16 protein-coding genes are annotated in these 18,359 nt (G+C 62.1%); 4 read left to right on the top strand and 12 right to left on the bottom strand.

Translation table 11 applies throughout. The annotated features are described in order from the left end of the window. Positions 1–87: 87 nt before the first annotated feature. Positions 88–975 (top strand): DUF72 domain-containing protein, encoded by an 888-nt coding sequence (locus EKO19_RS32295; protein WP_129781544.1) that lies wholly within the window; start codon positions 88–90, stop codon positions 973–975. On the opposite strand, the gene EKO19_RS32290 is transcribed toward EKO19_RS32295, so the two are convergent. Beyond that, the gene (locus tag EKO19_RS32290) at positions 962–2,440 is read right to left on the bottom strand and encodes an ABC transporter permease/substrate-binding protein (RefSeq protein ID WP_129781543.1); all 1,479 of its coding nucleotides are present in this window, start codon (positions 2,438–2,440) and stop codon (positions 962–964) included. The two genes, EKO19_RS32295 and EKO19_RS32290, sit on opposite strands and share 14 nt — an antisense overlap. Then, entirely contained in the window at positions 2,433–3,188 is a 756-nt protein-coding gene (locus EKO19_RS32285; protein ID WP_129781542.1) for an ATP-binding cassette domain-containing protein, read from the bottom strand. The genes EKO19_RS32290 and EKO19_RS32285 overlap by 8 nt, the downstream gene beginning before the upstream one ends. A gap of 119 nt (positions 3,189–3,307) precedes the next feature. On the opposite strand from EKO19_RS32285, the gene EKO19_RS32280 reads away from it, so the two are divergent. Together EKO19_RS32280 and EKO19_RS32275 are read left to right on the top strand one after the other, a co-directional pair. After that, positions 3,308–4,249, top strand: a complete 942-nt coding sequence (locus EKO19_RS32280) for an AAA family ATPase (RefSeq protein WP_129781541.1) — start codon at positions 3,308–3,310, stop codon at positions 4,247–4,249. A gap of 7 nt (positions 4,250–4,256) precedes the next feature. Further along, positions 4,257–5,750, top strand: a complete 1,494-nt coding sequence (locus EKO19_RS32275; protein ID WP_129781540.1) for a VWA domain-containing protein — start codon at positions 4,257–4,259, stop codon at positions 5,748–5,750. 36 nt (positions 5,751–5,786) lie between these two features. On the opposite strand, the gene EKO19_RS32270 is transcribed toward EKO19_RS32275, so the two are convergent. From EKO19_RS32270 to EKO19_RS32260, 3 genes are all read right to left on the bottom strand, one after another. Next, the gene (locus EKO19_RS32270) at positions 5,787–6,218 is read right to left on the bottom strand and encodes a metallophosphoesterase family protein (RefSeq protein WP_175597263.1); all 432 of its coding nucleotides are present in this window, start codon (positions 6,216–6,218) and stop codon (positions 5,787–5,789) included. A gap of 101 nt (positions 6,219–6,319) precedes the next feature. Then, a complete protein-coding gene (locus tag EKO19_RS32265; RefSeq protein ID WP_129781676.1) occupies positions 6,320–7,240 on the bottom strand; it encodes an SPFH domain-containing protein in 921 nt (306 codons plus the stop codon). Between the two features lie 52 nt (positions 7,241–7,292). Beyond that, complete coding sequence (locus tag EKO19_RS32260; RefSeq protein WP_157995539.1) at positions 7,293–7,730, bottom strand: NfeD family protein; 438 nt, start codon at positions 7,728–7,730, stop codon at positions 7,293–7,295. 159 nt (positions 7,731–7,889) lie between these two features. On the opposite strand from EKO19_RS32260, the gene EKO19_RS32255 reads away from it, so the two are divergent. Further along, the gene (locus EKO19_RS32255) at positions 7,890–9,095 is read left to right on the top strand and encodes a dipeptidase (RefSeq protein ID WP_129781538.1); all 1,206 of its coding nucleotides are present in this window, start codon (positions 7,890–7,892) and stop codon (positions 9,093–9,095) included. A 45-nt stretch (positions 9,096–9,140) separates the two neighbouring features. Here EKO19_RS32255 and EKO19_RS32250 read toward each other — a convergent pair whose 3' ends face one another. The 7 genes from EKO19_RS32250 to EKO19_RS32220 all read right to left on the bottom strand — a co-directional run bounded on the left by EKO19_RS32250 (position 9,141) and on the right by EKO19_RS32220 (position 18,183). Then, entirely contained in the window at positions 9,141–11,153 is a 2,013-nt protein-coding gene (locus tag EKO19_RS32250; protein WP_129781537.1) for an amidohydrolase family protein, read from the bottom strand. Between the two features lie 73 nt (positions 11,154–11,226). Next, positions 11,227–11,796 carry a hypothetical protein gene (locus tag EKO19_RS32245; RefSeq protein ID WP_129781536.1) on the bottom strand — a complete coding sequence of 190 codons (570 nt, stop codon included), beginning with the start codon at positions 11,794–11,796 and terminating at the stop codon, positions 11,227–11,229. 20 nt (positions 11,797–11,816) lie between these two features. Continuing rightward, on the bottom strand, positions 11,817–12,398 hold the full coding sequence (locus EKO19_RS32240) for an RNA polymerase sigma factor (RefSeq protein ID WP_129781535.1): 582 nt from the start codon (positions 12,396–12,398) through the stop codon (positions 11,817–11,819). A 5-nt stretch (positions 12,399–12,403) separates the two neighbouring features. Then, entirely contained in the window at positions 12,404–13,009 is a 606-nt protein-coding gene (locus tag EKO19_RS32235) for a TetR/AcrR family transcriptional regulator (protein WP_157995538.1), read from the bottom strand. A 64-nt stretch (positions 13,010–13,073) separates the two neighbouring features. Next, positions 13,074–15,056 (bottom strand): amidohydrolase family protein, encoded by a 1,983-nt coding sequence (locus tag EKO19_RS32230; RefSeq protein ID WP_129781533.1) that lies wholly within the window; start codon positions 15,054–15,056, stop codon positions 13,074–13,076. Between the two features lie 81 nt (positions 15,057–15,137). After that, positions 15,138–17,351: a TonB-dependent receptor gene (locus EKO19_RS32225; RefSeq protein WP_129781532.1), complete on the bottom strand. Its 2,214-nt coding sequence runs from the start codon at positions 17,349–17,351 to the stop codon at positions 15,138–15,140. Between the two features lie 118 nt (positions 17,352–17,469). Beyond that, a complete protein-coding gene (locus EKO19_RS32220) occupies positions 17,470–18,183 on the bottom strand; it encodes a DNA helicase (protein WP_129781531.1) in 714 nt (237 codons plus the stop codon). Between the last annotated feature and the right edge of the window lie 176 nt (positions 18,184–18,359).

Raw genomic sequence — 18,359 nt, 5'->3', positions numbered from 1 at the left:
CAGAGTTCCGCGTGTCCGCTAGGGCAATATCGCGAAAAACGCGAATCGGATCGGGCACCGGCAAGCCGTGCGGATCATTGGCAGGACATGGCCCGAATACGAATTGGGATTTCCGGATGGCGCTACACCCCGTGGCGCGGGGTGTTTTATCCGAAAGATCTGCCCCAACGACTGGAGTTGCACTACGCCTCGCGCGTGCTGCCCACTATCGAAATCAACGGCTCCTTCTATTCGCTGCAATATCCGGCGAGCTATCAGAGCTGGCACGACGAAACTCCGGACGATTTCGTGTTCGCGGTCAAAGGCCCGCGCTTCATCACGCATATGAAAAAACTGCGCGATGTAGAAACGCCACTGGCGAATTTCTTCGCCTCCGGCGTATTCAACCTGCGTCGCAAGCTCGGCCCCATCCTCTGGCAGTTTCCGCCCAACTTCAAATATGACCGGCAAAAGCTCACAAAGTTCTTCGAGCTTCTGCCGCGCGACACCGCAGCCGCGTTGAAACTCGCGCGCCGGCGGGACAGCCGCATGCTCGGGCGAGCCAAACTGGCTATCGATAAACGTCGCCCGCTACGACATGCGATGGAGATCCGGCACGAGAGCTTCTGCGATCCCTCATTCATAGAGCTGCTCCGCGAACACAACATCGCGCTGGTGATCGCCGAAACGGCGCAGCGCTTTCCAATGATCCACGATATCACCGCCGACTTCGTGTACATGCGCCTGCACGGAGACAAGACGCTCTATCAAAGCGGCTACAGCGATCGCGCATTGGAGAAATGGGCCAGGCGCATCGAAGCCTGGCATCGCGGTGGCGAGCTTCGCAGTACTCAGAAAATCACCCAGCGAAAGCCGCCCACGTCGAAACCGCGAGACGTCTATTGCTACTTCGATAACACTGACGTGAAGTTACGCGCGCCCGTGGATGCTCGGACGCTGCTCAGAAAGCTGGGCCTGCAGACTACTTCGCCGTGACCCAGCGACGCTCGACCCAACCGAACACCCACTGCACGAGCAGCGCCAGCACCGCGGCAGGCACTGCGCCTTCGAGAATCAACTTCGTGTCATCGAGCCGAATGCCCGTGAGGATGGGCTGACCATAACCGCCGGCACCGATCAACGCACCGAGCGTGGCCGTGCCCACATTGATGACCGCAGCTGTTCGCACACCAGCAAGCATCGAGCGTGCAGCGAGCGGCAGTTCGACATAGCGCAGCCTGGCTATGCGCGGCAGACCTAGCGCCTCGGCTGACTCGCGCAGGTCTCGCGGGATATCCGCCAGTCCCGTGTGGGTGTTTCTGAGAATCGGCAGCACGCTGTATAGAAATAACGCCACGATGGCGGGCGCGTAACCGATCCCGAGCCAGGGGATCAGAAATACCAGCAAGGCCAGCGCCGGCAACGTTTGCAGAATATCGGCGATCGCAAACACCACTCGACCCACGCCACGGCGATGGAAGGCGATGATCCCGAGGGGCACGGCGACCAGGACTGCCAGCCCAAGTGAGATGCCGACCATCGCCAGGTGCTCACGGGTCCGCTGCCAGATGCGGGCGGACCGGGACTGCACCTTCGCTTCAGCATTCACGTTCAGTTGATCGCGCAGGAAACTCGCGGCGATCTGCGCCTCGGGCTCGCGATCCAGCGCCGCGCGCGCATTCATCTTGGTCATGGTCATTTCATCGATGCGCCCGCCGAGTCGATTCAATGATTCCCGAATCGCGTCGGGCACGTCCTCGCGACAGACGATGATGGCATCGTAGACCGGAAAGAATCGGGCATCGTCCACGAGCGTCGTCAGGTCGTAATGAACGATCTCGGCATCGGTGGAATACAGATCGGTGAGATCCAGCGATCGAGACTCCAATCCACGATAGGCAAGATCGTGCGACAGGCCGCGAACGTCCTGTTGCGGCAGACGATAGTGAGCGCGAATACCCGGCCAGCCGTCGGCGCGTTCCATGAATTCGTTACTGAATCCAAACCGCAGCGTCGGATGATCGGCGAGCTGCGACATGCGGGTAATGCCCAATTCCGCCGCACGACCACGCGTCATGCCGAGCACGTAGGTGTTGTTGAAGCCCAGCGACTTTGACGTCCAGATGGACTGCTTCGCCAAGGCGCTGCGTAACTCGGTATCACTCTTGATGTTCTGACTGGAGAAGATCTCCGTGCTCAGCGTGCCCGTGTATTCGGGGTAGCACTGAATATCGCCACGGATCAGCGCACTCCAGAGCACGCGCGTGCCGCCCAGCTGGCGACGATGTTCGGCATCGTAGCCCGCTTCTTCAGTCAGTTGAGTTGCGATCTCGCCGAGAATCACCGACTCGGTAAACGCCTTGGAGCCGATGACCGTCTTGGCGGCGAACGCCGTCGAACCGAAACTCAACACGGCGATCGTCAGCAAGGTGCGGAACAGGCAGCGGTGCGACTCAGGCATCGAACGCCTCTGCGTGCAGGCCGCGCTGGGCTTTCACGAAGTCACTGACGAATTGCTCGGCGGGCGCGTCGATGAGATCCCGATAACTGCCCCGCTGAACGATCTTCCCTTCACGCATCAAGACGATGTTTTGGGAAAAGAAGGCGGCTTCCGCCATGTCGTGGGTCACCAGCAGTACCGACTTGCCCAGCCGTTGAAACAGACGACGCAGATCCTCCTGCAAGCCATGGCGCACCATGGGATCGAGCGCACCCAACGGCTCATCGAGCAGCAGAACGGCGGGATCGAGCATCAACGCACGCATCAGACTCACGCGCTGACGCTGACCGCCGGAGAGATTGTTGGGGAATCGATCCAGCGCCTCCCGGGGCAACTGCACCAGTTCGGCCAACTCCGCGACGCGAGTCGCAATCCACTGGCGATCGCGTTTCAGGAATCGCGCGGCCAATGTCACGTTATCCACGGCGCTCAAATGAGGAAACAGGCCACCGGACTGGATCACGTAGCCGATGCGATGACGAATTTCGATCAGATTGTCCGGGGCCAGCGCACGGTCGGTGACGAACACGGAACCCTGCTGGGGTCGGACCAGGCCAGTGGCGAGCTTGAGCAGCGTCGACTTGCCACAGCCACTCGGCCCGATCAGCGCCACGGTCTCGCCCGGCTCGACGCGCAGGGTGACGTCATCCACCGCGACCGCGTGCGGATAACGGTGAGTCACGTGTTCGAAGGCGATGGCGCTGCTCATGAGTCCACAAGCTTAAAGCAAACCACGCATCCCTCCCACCCAGCAGCACGACTCGACCGCACAAAGGTGCATGAACGGCCGATTGCATCGGCGCGGTCCGCGGTGGACACTCCCCGACCATGGCCGACATCCCCAGCATTGCCTCGTCCGTTCCCTCCTTGAAACAGCACCTGGAGGCGCATCGTTACATCTGCTCCGATCAGATCGCCACCGCGGTGTACCTCGCATATCACCTGCGCAAGCCGGTGCTGATCGAAGGCCCGCCGGGCGTCGGCAAAACCGAGCTCGCCAAGACCACCGCCGAGATGTTCGAGCTGCCCCTGATCCGGCTGCAATGCTACGAAGGGCTCGACGAAGCCAAGGCGCTGTACGAGTGGAAATACGGCAAGCAACTGCTCTACACGCAGGTCCTCAAGCAGGCCCTCGATGAAGTTCTGCAGGGCGCGAAAGGCTTCGCGGAATCGGTGAAGCGGCTGCATGAGTTCGGCGATATCTTTTTCTCCGAGGAGTTCCTGGAGGCGCGTCCACTCTTGAAAGCATTGCGAGAGGAGCACGGCTGCGTGCTGCTCATCGACGAAGTGGACAAGTCCGACCACGAGTTCGAATCGCTGCTGTTGGAGCTCCTGTCCGACTATCAGGTGTCGATTCCGGAAATCGGCACCGTGAAGGCGCGACACACACCGCCGCTCGTGTTCCTGACCAGCAACAACACGCGCGAGATCTCCGACGCCCTCAAGCGCCGTTGCCTGCATTTGTATATTCCGTTCCCGGACATCGCGCTCGAACAACGCATCGTCAAGGCTCGTGTTCCGGAAATCGCTCCCCAGCTGCGCGAGCAATTGGTCCGGTTCATTCACGACCTGCGCGAGCTGGATCTGAAAAAGGTGCCGTCGATCAGCGAGACCATCGACTGGGCGCGGACGTTGTTGCTCCTGCATGCCGACCGGCTCGACCCGGAGCTGGTCCGCAACACCATGAACGTGATTCTGAAATTCCAGGAAGATATCGAGAGCGTGCAGCCCGAGGTGCGCGGCCTGACCGACAAGGCAACTCGCTCCTGACGACGCCATGGATCAATTGCTGACCAACTTCATCCGGGCGCTGCGCAACGCCGATGTGCGCATCTCGCCGGCGGAGACGCTGGATGCGTTCAGTACGGTGCAGTTGGTGGGTTATCGGAATCGGCAGTTGCTGAAAGACAGCCTCGCTCTCGTTCTGCCCAAGACGTCGGATGAGAAGGCTGCGTTCGATACGTGCTTCGATCAGTTCTTCTCGTTTCGCGAGCGGTCGAGGCTGCCCTCCTCCGGCGCGCCGGGCACGGATGCCAGCACGACAGCGGATGACGACGGCGCACAGCCCGGCAATGCGGACGCCGGTGGCAGCGGCGACTCACAAGGCAGACGCACCGGGCGCGGTCAGGGACCTGGCGCTGCCGCGCAAGTCACTCGCGAGGATGCAGGCGGCGCTGAATCCCTCGGCATCGGTGAAATATCCGCCGCACGATCCGCGCTCGGCCAGCTGCTCACGCGCGCCAGCACGATCGAGATCAACCTCGCCATCAGCGCCGCTGGTCAGCAAGTCAACGTTCATCGGATCGAGCTGTTCACGCAGAAAGGTCTCTACACCCGTCGCATTCTGGACGCGATGGGTCACACCGAGCTGCAACAGGAAATCTTCACGCTGACGGCGAGCGACGCGATTCCCGACCGCCGCCTGGCCCAGGACCTCGGCCGCCGCCGCGACTGGTTACACGAACGCATCCGCGACTACGTCGAACACCAGTTCCTGCTGCACGCCGATGTCACCGGCCGACGCCTCCGCGAAAGCCTGCTCCGCAACCTGCGACTCTCGACGCTCGAGCAGCGCCATCATCGCTTGCTTCACGATATCGTCCATCGAATGGCCCGCAAACTCGTCACCGCCTACTCGCGTCGGCGCAAGGTGTTTCGTCGCGGCCAACTGCACGTGCCCCGCACGCTGCGGCGAAACTTGAAGTACGACGACGCAATCTTCGACCTGCACTGGAAATCGGTGAAGACCGACCAGCCCAAGGTCTTCGCCATCTGCGACGTGAGCGGCTCGGTCGCCAACTACGCACGCTTCATGCTGATGTTTCTTTACAGCCTGGAGGAAGTGCTGCCAAAAGTGCGCTCGTTCGCCTTCTCTTCCGACCTCGGCGAAGTCTCCGACCTGTTCGCACGCAACGACATCGACGACGCCATCGCGCTGGCCCTGCGCCAATACGGCAATGGCTCGACCGACTACGGCCAAGCCCTCGCCGATTTTCGCAAGCTATGTCTGGATGAAATCGACAAACGCAGCACCGTCATCATTCTCGGCGACGCCCGCAACAACTACGGCGACGCCCGAACGGATGTGCTCAAAGAGATTTACGACCGCGCCCGTCGCGTGATCTGGCTCAATCCCGAGTCGCGCCCGGCGTGGAACACCGGTGATTCGGAGATGCGGCACTATGCGCCGTACTGTCATCAGGTGGATGAGTGCGGGACGTTGACGCAGCTCGAGCGGGTTGTGAGCCGGCTGCTGCAATCTCAGCGCTAGTAGATCCACCCCCTCCCAACTCAACTCATCTCAACATCAAGGCAGCCGAGTGATCCGGCTCGGGAATGCCGACGGATCGTACGATGCGTTCGGCGCCTTGTAGTCTTCCAGGTAATCGACCAGCGCATCGATGTCCTGCGCGCCGCCGAGCAGATCCATGCCGCCAGTGAGGCCGATAAAGCCGACGCGCACGCCGTTCACGACCTTGATGCCGTAGGCCGGGAAGATGGTCTTGCCGGTCGCGGTCTCGACCACGTTGGCCGCGAGGAACTTGAACTTCGCGCCTTCGAACGGCACCGGCGTACCGACCACGCCGCCCTGGCAGGTGTTCGGATCGGCCGGATGACAGCCGCCGTTCTGCATGCGCAGCAGCTCGGCCTTGCCGTCGTCGAATTCGTGAGTGCCCACGGCGTTGAAGTCGAGGCCGAGGCGATTCATGGTTTCGATGGTGCCTTCGTCATGAAACAACGCGCACTCCGCGTGTGCGCACCGTTGCGATGTCAGACGAATGGAGTGCCGAAGCGAGGGACAGTCCATTTTTTGCAAATGGATCTGTCCCTTTGAAGAGATCAGCCCGCAGCTTTGTTCTGCTGCTTCACCACGCTGGTCGCCATCGCGATCATCGACGAGATATCGCTCAGCGTAGCGGGCACGATCAGGGTGCTCGACGCTTCATCCGCGAGCTTGCCGAACTGCTTCACATACTCTTCGGCGACGCGCAGTTGCATGGCTTCCATGCCGCCAGTGCCGGCCAGCGCCGTACCGACGCGTTTCAAGCCTTCGGCGGTTGCGGTGGCAACCGCGAGAATGGCTTCGGCCTGGCCGTGGGCTTCGTTGATCTGCTGCTGCTTCTTCGCCTCGGACTCCTTGATCACGCGCTGCTTCTCGCCTTCCGCCTGGTTGATCTTGGCGTCGCGATCGCCTTCGGAGGTGAGCACGACGGCGCGCTTCTCTCGCTCGGCGCGCATCTGCTTTTCCATCGCGTGCAGCACGTCCTTGGGCGGATTGATGTTCTTGATCTCGTAGCGCAGGACCTTCACGCCCCACGCGGCCGACGCATGATCGAGCTCGCTGACCACGTTCGCATTGATGGTGGCACGCGCTTCGAACGTGCGATCGAGATCGATCTTGCCGATCTCACTACGCAGCGTGGTCTGCGCCAGCTGGATGATGGCGAAGCGATAGTTGGTGATGCCGTACGAAGCACTGCGCGCATCCAACACCTGCATATACAGCACGCCATCGACGCCGACCTGCACGTTGTCCTTGGTGATGCAGACCTGCTCGGGAATATCCAGCGCGTCTTCCTTCAACGTATGTTTGTAAGCAATGCGCTCGACGAACGGCACCAGGATATGAAAGCCCGCCTGCAGCGTGCGGCTGTAGCGGCCTAGAGTTTCGACCACAAACGCGCTCTGCTGAGGTACGACGATGGCGGTCTTCATCAGGACGATGAACACCAGCACAAGGAAAGCCAGCACCACGAACATGGTTGTGCTCACGAGAACCTCCAGAGGTTGGCAAATTCGACAGGAAGACGCGTCAAACGATCGGGCGGACCATCAGCACCAAGCCGTCGACGCGTGCGATCACCGCCTCGCGGCCGGCTTCGATCGGCGTCTCATCGACGTTGCGAGCGGTCCAGGAAGAGCCGCGATAGTCGACGCGGCAGGTTTGCGAGGGTTCGAGCCGGACCGGCACAGTGACCCGATCACCCACGGTCAGGCGCTCTTCGACCTGGCCGGTGCGATTGCGCACGAGCTGATACGCGCGCTTGCGGAAGGTCACCATCGAGACGATGGCGAGAATGGAAAGCGACAGCCACTGCGCCCAGTCCGGCAGGTTCACGCCGGCGAGGCCAAGGAAGCCGACGATGGCGGCGGAAATGCCAAAGAACACAAGGTAGAACTGCGCGTCGAGCACGAACATCTCGAACGCGAGCGAGATCGCGGCAACGATCATCCAGGCCCACCAAGCCATGACACCCCCTCCTATGCAGGTCGCACAGATAGTACCAGCATGGCGCCTGCCCCCGCTGGAATGCTCACCGGCGGGCAGCCGCGATTTGCCGGCGACCGGGGAAAGAAGTCGGGCCAACCAAGGACTGTTACCCCGATCCGCCACCAAGAGGCTCGTTCCATGACCCATGACAAATCCTCACCGCCAGACGCAACGGATACCGGCCTGAACCGCCGGCAAGTGCTGCTGGCCATGTCCGCCCTGCCGCTCGCCGCCGCCGGTGGCCAAGCGCTGGCCGATGTCGCGACCGACGATCCGTTGGCCGGCATGACGGTCGTCAACACGCTCGGCTCGCTGTTCGGTTACGACGTGGCCGCGGACATCATGAAATCGACCAGCAATATCATCGTCCACACACTGCCGGGCATGGTCACCGACTCGGCCGTGCGCGACACGCTCGCGTCGGGGCTCGCGGCCGTGAACGTCACGGTCGGCTATGTTTCGGGCGATGCCGATCCGTTCGAACACACGGTCGCGGACATCGGCCGCTTCGATCGCATCCTCCGTCAGCGCCCCAATCAGCTGATCAAAGTGCTCACCACGCAGGACGTGCGCCGCGCTCGTGCCGAACGCAAAGTCGGCGTCATCTATGGTTTCCAGAATGGCGAGATGGTCGGCAACAAGGCCGAGCGCGCCGAGATCTTCACCGACCTGGGAGTGCGCGTGTTTCAGCTCACCTATAACAAAGCGAACCAGATCGGCGACGGCTCGATGGCGCCGGAGAATCGCCCGCTCAGCGCGTTCGGTCGTCAGGTGGTGGAGCATCTGAATACGCAGCCGGTGCTGATCGATCTGTCTCACAGCGGCCAGCAAACCTGTCTGGATGCGGCCCGCGTGTCGAAGCGCCCCATCTCCATCAGCCACACCGGCTGTCGCGCGCTGGTTGACGTGCCACGAAACAAGACCGATGAGGAACTGCGACTGGTTGCGGAGAAAGGCGGTTACGTGGGCATCTACTTCATGCCGTTCCTGGCGAAAGACGGCCATGCTCGCTCCGAACATCTGATCCAGCATCTCGAGCACGCGATCAACGTGTGCGGCGAGGATCACGTCGGCATCGGCACGGACGGCGCCACGTCTGAAATTCCGAACATGGCGGAATATCTGAAGGCACAGGCGGATTACGTCGCGGAACGCAAGCGGCAAGGCATCGCTGCGCCAGGCGAATCCGGCACCGCGCCGTTCTTCGTCACCGATCTCACCGGGCCCGAGCAGTTCCGCAAGCTGGCGCGACTGCTCAAGAAGAAGGGCTGGTCGACGACGCGTCTGGAAAAGGTCTTCGGCGAGAACTTCCTGCGCGTCGCGAAGGAAGTGTGGGGAGCTTGAGGCAGTCGGAGGCGGTCCGGATGTGACCGCCTCCTTCGTTCGAGCTCAGCGCGGGCGAACGCCAGCCGCCTGCCACATCTCATCCGAGCGGAACTGCACGCCGTTCTTCATCACCAGCGTCGCCTTGCGCGCGTCGCCGATGCGAACGGTGGGATCGCCGTCCACCAACACGAGGTCCGCGAGCTTGCCGACCTCGATGGAGCCGAGACGCTTGCCCTCGCCTGCCACGTTCGCGGCACCCAGTGTCGCGAGATACAACGCCTGCGACGGCGTCAGTCCGGATTCAACATAGATTTCCAGCTCCCGAGGCAACGCCACGCCAGCCATGCCGTCAGTGCCGGCCACCATCGGAACGCCGGCCTCGTACATCTTCTTGAAGAACTGGCGCAACTTCACGAACGACTCTTTTTGATTTTTGCGTGCCTCCGCGTCTTTAGCGGTGCCGCTTGCAATGGAAGCGCGGGCGATCAAAGGCGGGAGACGATTGAACATCGCGGCGATGCTTGACGGCGGCTGACCTGGCTCGCCGAGTACCGTATCCTCGATCACCGTCAACGTCGGATCGAGCGACGTGTGCCGCTGTTGTAACAGCGCGATGAAGTCAGCAACCGGCTTCGAATTCAGATCGAGCTCGCGGCCATGCTCGGCAACGGCGAGAAAGCGCGTCATGCCGTTGGTCTTGTTGTTGATGTCCGGCCCCATGAAATTCAGCATCCAGAAGTTCGCGTGCTGAACTTCGTCGTAGCCGGCGCGGACTGCCTGCTCCATCGTCATGCCCGCCGGAATGTGTCCGCTGACACGCATGCCTTTCGCGTGCGCCGCCTCGACGATCACTGGGACCAGCTCTGGCTTCAACGAGCTGTACAGTTTCACTTGCGGATAGCCATTGCTCGCGAGCTTCTCGACCACGGCACGCGCTTCTTCAGGCGTATCGACGAGCAACTTGGTCGGACCCGCGAGCGGGCCTTTGCCATCGACCATGCCTGCGAGAAAAATGCGCGGGCCAGGCAGCTTGCCAGTGTCGAATGCTTTCCGGCGCGCCAGGATCGAATCCACGTCGTTCGCAAGATCGCGAACGCTAGTGATGCCCGCGGCGAGATACATCAAGCCATCGCTGTTGGCGGAGACGTGCACGTGCATGTCGAACAGGCCGGGCAACAGAGTCTTGCCACGACCGTCGACGACTTGCGCACCCGAGGGGATCGCCACTGAGCCATTGGCACCGACCGCTTCGATGAGATCGCCACGCACGACCACGGTTTGCGATCGGCGAGCCTGCCGCGCGTTCGCGTCGTAGATGGAAACGTTCTGGAAAACGACCGCGCCGCTCGAACGTCGCGCCAGCTTCTGCGCCTGAGCGATCTCTCTTCTCTCGAGCGCTTCGTCCTGCGCGCGTAGCAGCTCGGGCACAGCCGCTTCGGCGCCTTTGCGAATGCCCGACAGCCACACATTGCCCTCGAACATCAGCTCACGCGAATCGTCCAGCCAGATGGGGCTGGGACTGAAGCCGACGCCTTCGATGAGATAGAGCGTGGCCTTGCGCTTGCCCGCGGCGGTGTCGATGTCGCGAGTAAGCACCTTCTCGATGCTGGCACGGCCGCTGGGCAGCAGCGGCAACGTTCGATCCTTACTCGACAACAACGCGCGCGCCAGCACGGTGGACACATCCGAAGTCATTTCGTGCTGCATGTAGAAGCCGGGCGTGGGTGTGCTGCCCCTGTCCGCCGAGCTGGTCCAGACAGCGAGTTCGCCTTTGCGATGGAAGTGCTCATCCACCGGGATCTTCAAATAGCTCACGCCCTTCACGCTCAGTTCGAGCGGCAGACCATTGCTGTCGGTGCGTACGACCGACGTGACGTCCGGCCCGCGCCCGCGGTCCACGAAGCTGAAATTGACGCGTCGGGTCTGGCCTTCGTTGACGACCGTCATCTGGCCGCGGGCCGTGCCGGCCACCAGAATGGCGTACTCACCATCGGCATGAGCGGGCGCGTGGCCCAACAGTAATCCGCCGCACAGGCCTGCCAGCCAGCGCGCACGCAATCGGATTCGAGCAAGCAAAGGACTCTCCCCTATCACTTGCAGCGGGAAGCTGCATCGACAGGCAGTCCTGTCGGCGGGCGAACTCTTTCCCCTAGGAAGGCTCGGCGGCGTCCAATCGGTTGCGAATTTGCTGAAGGCTGTCGAGATAGCGCCGATCCCGGCGCAACGCGAACGCGTGATAGACCAGCATCGGAATGAGCAGCGCGGAGACGATGCCAACCTTGCGCCAGTCCAGCCCGGCCTTTGCGTAGGCGACGACCGAACAGAACGCGACCGCCAGCGCCGCGAGAATATAGGCCGAGCTGGCCAGACGGATGCCGGCGCGGGTTTGTCGAATGGAGATATCCAGCGCCTGGTGGACGGTCTCGGTGCGGATCTGCCCGGTGTTCGCGCGCGTCCACAAGCTCAGCACGAAGCCCGCGCCGGCGTAAGCGATGGTTGCAATCCCGATGAGGCGGGCCGCCCACTCCGGCTGGATCAACAGCCACACACCGAACGACAGGGCCGTCGCCGCAGTCATCAGATCGAACGCGAAAATAAGCTTGCCGTTACGTGCCCGACGCGCAATGGTCGCTCGCACGACTTCGACGTCGGACTGTTGCGAATCGGCTCGCCACAGCTCCGCTAGATCCGCCCAGCCCGGATCAGTCTGGTTATGCATCCCGCGAAGACTACCGCAGTTCAGTCCTGCGAGGTAAATGCACTGCGCAGCATCGCCTTGGCGCGAGTCAGACGAATGGAGATGACGTTCGGCGAGAGATTGAGAACGTTCGCGATTTCGCGGGGCGTGAATCCTTCCAACGTCAGCACCACCAACTCACGCATACCAAGCGGCAATTGACGGACCTGCTCCATCAGCAACGCCTGACGATGCGTGATGTCGGCATGTTCGAGCGGCGACGGTTGCGGCGATGGCTCCAGCTCCGTCAGCTCTGTCGTGCGCGGCCTGGACGCTTCACGAGCAACATGACTGACGCCGCGATTGTGAGCAATGCGCGCCAGGAACGTTCGAAGCAGCGAATCGTTGCGGAACGAAGGCAGCGCGCGCCAGATCGCGAGCAGGATGTCCTGATGCAACTCGTTGCGTCGTTCGGGATCGGCTTCATAGCTCGTGGCGATTCGGCGCAATAGCGGGCCGTGATCGCGCACGATTTGTTCGAAGGGCACTTCGGCCGCGCGCCGCTCGGCGGCCAGCAAATTCGCAGGCCGAAGCGCTCCGAGCTCGCCCAACACCGACACGTCCGACCAGTCCCGCTCCGACATCGCAGTTACTCCGGCGACAACCGCCGGGCGCCCCGTCGCCGCAAATCCTTGAGCAGCACATCGATCGCCCACCCGACGGCCTCCGCGGCCGCCTCCCCATCGAGCCCCCACTCTTCACGCATCTGCAGCCACGTATAACCGCTGTGAAGCGCTTGAATCGCGGCCGCGGCCTTACGTCGCTCCGACTCGGGCAGAGAATTCGCAGCTTCGCGAGTGGCCGAGAGATAACCCTTAACGCGCTCCGGACGCATGAGCTTGCGCAGACGCCGCCCCTCATCGGTCAGCAACACCGCGATGGTTTGCGGAGCGAGCGAATCGAAGCCCGTGAAGTACGGCCGGATCAATCCCGTCAAGTCCGCCTCGCTCTGTGGCATGCGAGCGAAACCGCCTTGACCGCTCACGCGCGTCCACATCGCGCGCAACAGGTCGTCCCGCGACGGGAAATAGCGATACACCGTGCGCTCGCCGATCTCACTCAACTCCGCGATTTCAGCGTAGGTGCCGGTGCGACCTTGCTGAAGCGCCTCGCCGAACGCATCGAGAATGACCTCGCGCAGCTCAGCTTTGCGACGCTCGCGCAGGGGCGGTTTGGCGGGTCGGGAGGGTGACATGGCAGTGTTTTGCCATTCTGACAGTGTCACTGTCAATATTTGTTTGTGGACCCTCCCGTATCGATTATCTCGGGGTCGGCCCGACCCCGACGTAGGCGAACACTTCGTCGGGCTGAAACAGCACGCCATCTTTCATAACGACATCTGTCGCGCGCAGCACGCCGATGTCACGCTCCGGATCGCCACGGACCAACACCAGATCCGCCAGCTTGCCCGCCTCGATCGAACCCACCTGATGACTCGTACCAGCCACACGAGCCGCCCCGAGGGTCGCCATGTACAGAACATCGAGCGAGCTGACGCCCGCATCCACGCGTGTTTGCATCTCGTGCGGTAACGCGAGTCCGATGATGAAGTCGGTGCCCACCACCATCTCGATGCCCGCATCGTTGAAGCGCTTGAACAGCGCCTTCAGCGCTGCCATCGAAATCTTCGCTTGAGCCATGCGTTCGGCTTGCAGCGACGAGGGGAATCTCATCGTGCGCGCAAACACCAGCGGCAAGCGATCCGCCACGCCTTGCAGGCTCGGGGTCACTTTCGATGCATCGGAGAGCAGGAAGTCCTGATAGATCGCGAGCGTCGGGTCGAGCACGGTCCGATGTGACTTCATCAGCGCGATCAATCGTTCGAGGTCCGGCGAGCCCGGATCGAGCAACCCTGGCGGCACCGGCGGCAGGCCGATGCCGTTCTTCGGCGGCGCCATCGGACCGGCGAAGTTGCTCAGCCAATAGCTGGAGTGCTGAATCTCATCGAAGCCCAGTTCGATGGCGCCTTCCATCGTGAGACCTGTCGGCACATGGCCACTCACGCGTAAACCACGCGCGCGCGCGGCGGCGATCAGCGGTGGAATCAGCTCGGGCTTGAAGGAACTGTAGATTTTCACCTGCCGATAACCGGCGCCGGCAATTCGCTCGATAGCGGCGTTCGCCTCTTCGGGCGTGTCGACAAACAACTTGGTGGGACCGGCGAACTGTCCGCGGCTATCGACCATGCCGGCGGGCACGATGCGCGGACCGACCAGCTTGCCCTCGTCGTAGAGTTTCTTGCGCGCCATCAGCGTGTCGATGTCGTTCGCGAGGTCGCGGATACTGGTCACGCCGGACGCGATGGCAAGCGGGCCATCGGTCGCGAGCGCGGTGTGAGTGTGCATATCGAACAAGCCGGGCAACAGCGTTTTGCCGGCGCCGTCGATGACCTGCGCATCGCTCGGGGCTGTGATCTCTGCAGCGGGCCCGACGCGTTCGATGGTCGAGCCTCGCACCAGCACGCTCATCGAAGGCAGCATGCGCTTGGTGGTCGCGTCGTACATGCGCACGTCACGGAACAGCACCGGCCCTGTAGGAATCTTGCGCAGCTTCTGCGCAGCGGCCATGTGCCGAGCCAGCACGGCGTCTTCCTGGATCTTCAGCATCGCATCGATCGATGGCCGCAATGCCGGCTTGACCGCGCCGATCCACACCTGTCCCTGGAATGCGAGTCCGCCTTTGTCATCGAGCCAGATCGGCAGCGGACCGAAGTCGAGGCCGGTGATGAAGTACAACGTCAGCTCGCCTTTCACGCCTTCGATGCGATGGCGGCCAACGGTCTCGATGCGAGCATGCCCCGCGGGCAGCAATGCCAGAGAGCGATGCGGGGCAGCCAGCAACGCCTTCGCGAGTGCCGTAGTGACAATCGGATCCGCCTCTTGGGGATAGTAGAAGCCGGTGCACGCGGCCGTTCCCGAATCGACGGCGCTGGTCCAGCGCGCATTGCCGCCGTCGCAGTCGAATGTTTCCTTGACGGGAGTGCGCAGCAGACTGGTGCCGATCACGCTCAGCTTCTTGGGCCAGCCGCGCGAATCGTAAGTCACTGACGACGTCAACGTCGGCCCGCGACCACGATCCGAGAATTGGTAGTAACTTTCCTGCGCTCCTCCGCGAGCCTTGACGGTCAACTCGCCGCGCGTCGTTCCGGAAAGAACGACTTCATATTTGTCCGCCGCGCTGACGGTCGCCGTCCAACCGACGGCGACCGAGGCAAGCAACAACATTCGACCGAATTTCGACATATTTCTCTCTGCAATTGCGAGCAGCAACGGCGCGCTCCGGCGCCTCAAACGAACGCCCGGCAACACCGGGCGGCTGTGGGATCAGAACCGGACATCGACGCTGACGCCCAGCGTGCGCGGCTCGTTGATCGGCGTGACGTAGTACAGAACAGCGGTGCCGCGTCGCTGAGCCATCGGCGACAGGAACGCGCGCTCGTCGGTGAGGTTCTTCGCGAACAGCCGCACGGACCAGCGCTGATTGGTCAGCGCAACCGTGGCATCGACGATTCCATACGCGTCCGCTTCCTGCGCCGTGGCGTTGTGCTCGAGCGTGGAGAAGCGACCGCCGGTGTAGCGATAGCCGCCGTTGAGCTGCATCTCCCAATCGGAGAAGACGTCGAATCGGTAGTCCGCAGTCAGCGAGCCGCTCCACTTGGGGATGTACGAGATGCGATCGCCGTTGAGCCCGCCGAGCGCGGCGGCGCCGCTGAGAATCGTCGCGTCTGTGTATGCGCCACTGAGGCCGAAGGTGAGTCCCGACGCCGGACGCAGCGTTGTTTCCAATTCGACACCCTGGCTGCGCGCCTTGCCGCCGTTGGTGAGATACGCGATGTTCTGCGGGCTGATGACGTTCGACTGGATATCGTCCCAATCGATGTAGAAGACCGTGGCATTGAGCAGCGCCGTGCGATTGAACAGCTCGGACTTGAAGCCCAACTCGTAATTCGTCGTGGAGTCGGAATCGACCGTAGGCGGCACGCCAGGCAGCGCCACGTTCGGACCGCCCGGCCGATAGCCGGTGACGTAGCGTGCGTAGATCATCGCGTCTTCGGACAGATGCAGGCGCCCGTTCGCCATGTAAGTGACGACGCTTTCGCTGGAGTCGCTGCCGACGCTGTCGTCGTTGCCGAACGCCGGGCCGCGAGTGAACTGATCGAATCCCTGCTCGTTGCGCGCCCAGCGCAGACCGGCGCTCACATCGAAGCGCTCGTTGAAGTGATAAGTCGCGTTACCGAACACGGCCTTTTCTTCGTATTCCGACGACAATACGGCAATGCCGAGCGGCGCCAGGGCGGGAATGATCGCGTAGTTCGTGTCGCGTGCTTCGAGCCGCTGATCGTAGAGCGATTTCTCGCGCGCATAGAACGAGCCGAGCATCCACTCGAACCCACCGTCCGCGCTCGAGCTCAGACGCAGCTCGTGCGTTTGTTTCTTCACATTGTTTCGATACGGAAACGGCACGACGCCGGCCGTGGTCGGCGGACAGCCGCCAGTCACCGTGCAGAGCACCGGAATCAGCGGTCCGAAGCTGACGGTGAGATCACCTACATCCTGCGAACCGTTCTCGGAATAGCTCGCGGCGTAAGTCAGATCCGCCCGGGGCAACGACCAGTTGACGGTGGCGGCGTAGTGATCCAGCTCTTGATCGAACGGCGTCAGCACGTACCGCTGTTGAGGCAAACCGCCGCCCAGTGGCTGCAACGTTTGCGGATCGAGCGCGACGTGATTGGTGGAATCGACCTGGTTCTGTTGCTTCAACGCCGTGAGCTTCACGCTCAAGTCGGACGTCGCCTGCCACAACAAAGCGACTCGATAATTTTCCTGACGGCCGTCGTTCACATCGCTCAGCCCGAGGATGCGGTTGTCTACATAGCCGGGGCTTTCGCGAACGAGGAAGCTGCCGCGAACCGCGAGCTTGCCTTCAATCAACGGCGTGCTCAGCGCGCCGCGCACGCCCCAGCCTTCCTGAGATGCCTTGCTCGTGGTGAAGAACTCGCTGCCGACGCGCATTTCGGTGCGCTCGAGATCGGGCTGCGTCGTCACATATTTCAGCAAGCCGCCCAGCGCGTTGGCACCGTAGAGCGTGCCTTGCGGGCCGCGCAGTACTTCGATGCGCTCGACGTCGTAAGGAGTCAAGTCGACGACGACCGTGGATCCCGCCGCCATAGCGCTGCTCGACCCAACAGGTGTGTCGTCTATATATGTGCCGACCGCTGCAGCTTCGCCGAGCGGTGCGAGACCGCGCAGCGCGATGTATCCATGTCCTTGTCCGCCGCGACTCGCAAACACCAGGCCGGGCACATAGCCCGCGTAGTCGGCGAGTTGTGTGGCGCGTATCGATTCGAGCTGCTCGGTGCTCACCGCGCTCAATGACGCGGGCACATCCTGTAATCGTTGTGTCCGCTTTTCGGCGGTGACGATCACTTCCTCGAGCTGGGACACAGCCTCGCTCGTCTGTGCCCAGACCTGCACCGATGCGGTCGCCGTGAGCGCCACGCAGCCGGCGCGCCAGAAAGCGCTGATAGTCGACTTCATTTGCTCCCCTGTGGGCCTGTGATTCCAGGCCGCAGTTATCGTTCGGGGAGCTAGTCCATGGCGCGCGGAATTCCTTTCGCGCAAAAGAAAGCCCCGCTTGCGCGGGGCTTGGAAGGTTTCAGTTTGCCGCCTGGAACCGGACCTCGCCGTTGTTCAGGAAGCACGTCTTGGTAAAGAGCCCGAGGTCCAGTGGATTCGGCAACCGGACATCTTCGAGCGCCGGGCAGAGCTTGATCGACGGATCGTAGGAGCGATCGATCTGGGAGATGAAGACGAAGATCAATCCTCGTTCACGCGCGAATGACTGCAGCGTGCGAACTTGAGCCATCAATGCCGGATTCTCGCGCTTCTGATCGAGCAGTTGCAGATAGTCGACGACCACCAAGGTCCCGCGGGGCGCGGCGGCCAGCTTCCTGACGATGTAATCCGCACTGATGTCGTTGGAATTGTCGATCTCGAACAAACCGGCAAAGTCGGCGCGCTCCACATCGATGGCGCGGAAACGATTCAATATTCCCTGCGCCGTTTCTTCCAGGGTGAAGAACACGCTGCGATTGCCGGTCTTCATGGCTGCCACGGCCAGCTCGAGGCTCAGCAGGGTTTTGCCCTGGCCTGGACGTGCGCCGACCAACACCAGATCGCCGGGAGCCAACCGGGGAAAGAGCTTGGCCGCCGGTGCGGTTTCAGACGCTTTGGCAGCGAGCAGACTCCAGGAGCTGAAGCCTTCCTGTGTGGCGATCTGATTGAGCGCCGCGTGCAGCGGCATCTTGTTCTCGCGAGCCAGGAGTCTGGCTTTGCGCTTCAAGTGATAAACAGGGCTGGAGAGTTGCATATCGAGAACCTCACTATTGCGAGCAATGATCGCAACCCCTCCTTATGCGGCGCTCGAACAGTTGGTTCGATCATCGAACGCCCTGCATGCATCATACTTTCCCAGCGGAGGGGGGAGGCGCGGGCAACGCGAGGCGAATGATAGCCCGATGTCACCAAAAGGAAAGCCCCGCCGAA

The sequence above is a fragment of the Peristeroidobacter soli genome (assembly GCF_004138485.1).
GTDB classification, from domain to species: domain Bacteria; phylum Pseudomonadota; class Gammaproteobacteria; order Steroidobacterales; family Steroidobacteraceae; genus Steroidobacter; species Steroidobacter soli.
The sequence above is the reverse complement of the archived record's forward strand: the minus strand, read 5'-3'. Positions and strand labels throughout refer to the sequence as shown.